5 protein-coding genes are annotated in these 3,667 nt (G+C 43.0%); 4 read left to right on the top strand and 1 reads right to left on the bottom strand.

Annotation, left to right across the window (positions count from 1 at the left end):
• Positions 1–141: 141 nt before the first annotated feature.
• Together B7Y67_RS12920 and B7Y67_RS12915 are read left to right on the top strand one after the other, a co-directional pair.
• Complete coding sequence (locus B7Y67_RS12920; protein ID WP_293598998.1) at positions 142–273, top strand: hypothetical protein; 132 nt, start codon at positions 142–144, stop codon at positions 271–273.
• A gap of 205 nt (positions 274–478) precedes the next feature.
• Positions 479–1,021 carry a TIGR00645 family protein gene (locus B7Y67_RS12915; RefSeq protein ID WP_215301039.1) on the top strand — a complete coding sequence of 181 codons (543 nt, stop codon included), beginning with the start codon at positions 479–481 and terminating at the stop codon, positions 1,019–1,021.
• 21 nt (positions 1,022–1,042) lie between these two features.
• Here B7Y67_RS12915 and B7Y67_RS12910 read toward each other — a convergent pair whose 3' ends face one another.
• The gene (locus B7Y67_RS12910; RefSeq protein ID WP_215301037.1) at positions 1,043–1,699 is read right to left on the bottom strand and encodes a DUF3820 family protein; all 657 of its coding nucleotides are present in this window, start codon (positions 1,697–1,699) and stop codon (positions 1,043–1,045) included.
• Positions 1,700–2,060: 361 nt separating this feature from the next.
• On the opposite strand from B7Y67_RS12910, the gene B7Y67_RS12905 reads away from it, so the two are divergent.
• Together B7Y67_RS12905 and B7Y67_RS12900 are read left to right on the top strand one after the other, a co-directional pair.
• Positions 2,061–2,624, top strand: coding sequence for a hypothetical protein (locus B7Y67_RS12905; protein WP_293598997.1), 564 nt, complete (start codon positions 2,061–2,063; stop codon positions 2,622–2,624).
• The coding region (locus B7Y67_RS12900) for an ion transporter (protein ID WP_293598996.1) at positions 2,621–3,667 on the top strand (1,047 nt) is incomplete at its 3' end. The genes B7Y67_RS12905 and B7Y67_RS12900, both read left to right, overlap by 4 nt.

Here is a 3,667-nt window from a genome sequence, read left to right as displayed (position 1 = left end):
AAAAACAACAAATAAGGAAGTGAATTTTACTAGCTCATTTCATGAGCTTGTAAGCAAATATTCTGAATACATAGCAGCAAAACAGTAACAAGCAATAGCAACAAAACCAAATTAACTTAGATACAAACCAGGAGAAATCAAATGGAACTATTAAATAACTTCAACGGCGCTTCACTTGCAATCATCATGATGATGTCTTACTGGGCTGTGCTGAAAAATACCAAGCGCAGTGAGCCAAAAAGGTCAGGCATCTTTAGCCGTCACTACCAGTAAGAGGGTGGGTGGCAAAAAATAGCAGTCAGCAGTCAGCAGCAATAAGTAAGCAGTAGGCCAAAAAGGGGAATAAGGAAATCACGGATTCCTTATTCCCTGTCAAAGGCAAGCTAAGACCAAGAAATCAATAGTTCAGCATAATGACGCAAATCAACAAGATATTTGCGTGTAAAAGAAATGTCTTAAATATCGTTAAAATGACGCCATGATTGAAGACAAACAAACCTTTTTAGATAAAAAATTACGCCCTCTACCGCGCTGGATATTCATGTCCCGTTGGTTACAGGCGCCGCTCTATATTGGTTTAATCGTAGCCCAGGGCGTTTATGTGTGGCAGTTCTGGATAGAGTTGGCTCATCTCATTAGCATGATGTCAGAGAGGAATGTGACAGAAACCGCACTCATGCTCATTGTGTTGGGTCTGATTGATGTGGTGATGATCTCGAATTTACTGGTGATGGTCATCGTTGGCGGCTGGGAAACCTTTGTGTCGCGTTTGGAGTTGGAGAACCATCCAGATCAACCTGAGTGGTTATCGCATGTCAATGCAGGTGTACTCAAGGTGAAGTTGGCAACTGCCATTATTGGTATCTCATCGATCCATTTGCTCAAAACCTTTATTAATGCGTCCTCACACGATGAAAAAACCTTGCTGTGGCAAACCGTCATTCACATGACCTTTGTATTTTCAGCTCTCGCGATTGCCTATACAGAAAAGCTCGTAGCCTCAGCGCATCAGAAGCACTAAATTGATTGGGACTAAAAAAGCTTAGGCTTGCAAAGCTTTGCGCAAGTATTCAGAGACGTTGTCTTGACGAAGCATCCACTGCTTATAGTCAGAGGGTACTTGGCTAATCAATTCACCTTTGTGTTTTCCAAAGGGCATGATCTTTGGAATGCGGGCATTCTCAGACATTTCCCATAAAGCATCAAGAGAGGTGGGTTTAAGTTTTTCAATAATTTGCCCCAAAATCTTGGAGCAAATCCAGACATCCGCTAATGCACTATGAGCATCACGTAATTGTTCTCTAGCAGTAGGGCGCTCAAAGTGATAGAGCAGGGCACTCTGGGTGTGACTGTCTAAGTCAGGCCAAAGGCTACGAGCAAGTGCAAGCGTGCAAATGCGTTTGACTTCAGGGCAACCAATGGCCTCCCAATCAAAGTCCACGCTATGACCAATGATGTATTTGGTGCCCGCTGGCAATCTAAATGAGCTGCTAGAAGGGCAGTTCACTAATTCCTCATCCATGATGTGGTGTGTCGCTAGTGCGCCTAAGCTAATCGGTTTACCAGGGTTGTAGCGTTGTACCCAAGGATTGCCAACTGCAAGCGGATTAATGGAGGTGACATCTAAAGAGGCTGCTTCAATAATGACGGCATCCTTCTTATCGGTTGCTTCAACATCGAAAATAATCGCTTGGGGCATAAACAGTCTTTAGAAGGGAGGGCTAGGGGATAGCGAATGCATCAAATAATGAGTGCGCTTGGGGGTGTCAACTCAGCCATTTTTAGACGAGGAGTCGTCTGAATTTGCAGGAGAATCTTGGTCTAAACCCTTGGTTTTATCAAGTTCCGCTAGCTTTTGCATTATGCTTTGAGCCATTGGGGACAAATCTTGGGAAGGTTCAGGTTTCTTCTTTACCTTCTTTTTCATTAACAAACTTTGCAGTACCGCTTGAAATAGCATTGGTAACCCCCGTATAGCCGTCTTTGTAAGTCGAAATTTGAATATACAGTAATTGAAAGCGGCAAGATAGTCGCTTGGGTTAAGAGAGATCAGGGAGAGCATGTTGGGCAAGAATATCCACAGTCTATTTAGAGGCATGCGCGTTTCGGATTTTTTCTTTCTTGGGGTTTTATTTGCCAACTTAATTTTAGTAACCTACCTAGGAATTGGGAATTATCAGAACGGAATTAAAGTTGCAACATCACAAGATAATGGTGAAGAAATCGTAGCGTGGTTTGGTAATCTCGCTAGCAAGCTAGAGGCCAATGAGCCAATACATCCAGAAGCCTGTAAGCCTACTGATGAAGAGAGTAAATTTGCTAAAGATATCAAAGTAAATCAATGGAAAAATTGCGTTGAGGCACTCTTTGCAGCCAAAGGCCCATTTGAGAGCTATACCAATCTCTTAAAGCCAAATGGGCCGGCATATTCAAGCAAGTGTAATAAGCATGAACTTTTAACGAGTGGATCTTTTATCTTTGAGAAGCTCACCATCAATCCTGCAGGAGCTCCGAGCCTGTCATCTCTGGAACCGAGCGATAAAATCGTCAGTGGCTTACAGATTCGTTTAAGTCTTTGCGATACTGGATATTACCTAATCAAAATTGGGGAGTTTAAGTTATGAGTCTCCAATCACTTTCGTTCGCTAGTCTGAACTTACGAATCCGTAAGCGGGTATTTGATCTATTTTTTAATCATCAGATCAAGAAGAATTACTGCAATCAATTTGAGCACTTTATTACTTATATGATCGTGCTCAATATGGCTGGTCTGGTGCTTGAGCACATTCCGGTTATCTATGAAACCAGGGAGCATCTGTTTCATATTTTTGATGTAGTGTCGCTAGCGATCTTCTCTATTGAATATGCATTACGGCTTTATGTTGCGCCAGAAGACCCTGCCTTTAGCTCTGCCAAATATCCTCGACTAGCCTATTTCAAGAGTCCATTTGCGATTATTGACTTAATCTCGATATTGCCGTTCTATTTAGGCGCCTTGTTTGATGCGGACTTACGCGTTCTCAGAGCCTTACGTTTACTGCGTTTATTCAAACTCTTCCGCGCTTTGGCGCCGGCGGTCAATGAGTTCTTAGAGCTCAATCAAGATAAATCTTATCGTTACAAGATTTACGCGCTAGTAAATGAAACGCCGACCAGCGGCAATCTGCATCACATCTTTGATATGTTTATCGTGACTTGGGTGATTTTGTCAGTCCTAGCCGTCATCTTTGAATCTGTTCAAAGTATTAACTATTACCTTCACTCCGAATTTATTATTCTGGACGGAATTGCGGTAGCCATATTCTCAACCGAATATTTAATGCGGATCTATAGTAGCCCAGAGGATCCTAAATACAAAGGGTGGTTGTTAGGGCGTCTTCGCAGTGCATCTCGACCAACGAGCATCATTGACCTCTTGGCGATTCTGCCTTTTTACTTAGAGGCCGTATTGCATCACCTCTTCGACCTGCGTTTCTTGCGAGTCTTCCGTTTAATGCGATTACTCAAGTTAGCGCGTTACTCCGGAGCAACGCAATCTCTATTTATTGTCATTAAGCGAGAGTGGCCGGTCATGAAAGCGGCAGTCTTCATCATGCTCTTGCTGGTGATGCTCGCAGCCTGTTTGGGTTACTTGTTTGAGCATGAAGCCCAGCCCGATAAATTTGAA

It is taken from the genome of Polynucleobacter sp. 35-46-11 (assembly GCF_002281105.1).
The sequence above is the reverse complement of the archived record's forward strand: the minus strand, read 5'-3'. Positions and strand labels throughout refer to the sequence as shown.

Bases quoted from the DNA above. Each gene is read 5' to 3' on its own strand.
- B7Y67_RS12920 (WP_293598998.1), top strand. From the start codon at position 142: ATGGAACTATTAAATAACTTCAACGGCGCTTCACTTGCAATCATCATG.
- B7Y67_RS12915 (WP_215301039.1), top strand. From the start codon at position 479: ATGATTGAAGACAAACAAACCTTTTTAGATAAAAAATTACGCCCTCTA.
- B7Y67_RS12910 (WP_215301037.1), bottom strand. From the start codon at position 1,699: ATGCCCCAAGCGATTATTTTCGATGTTGAAGCAACCGATAAGAAGGAT.
- B7Y67_RS12905 (WP_293598997.1), top strand. From the start codon at position 2,061: ATGTTGGGCAAGAATATCCACAGTCTATTTAGAGGCATGCGCGTTTCG.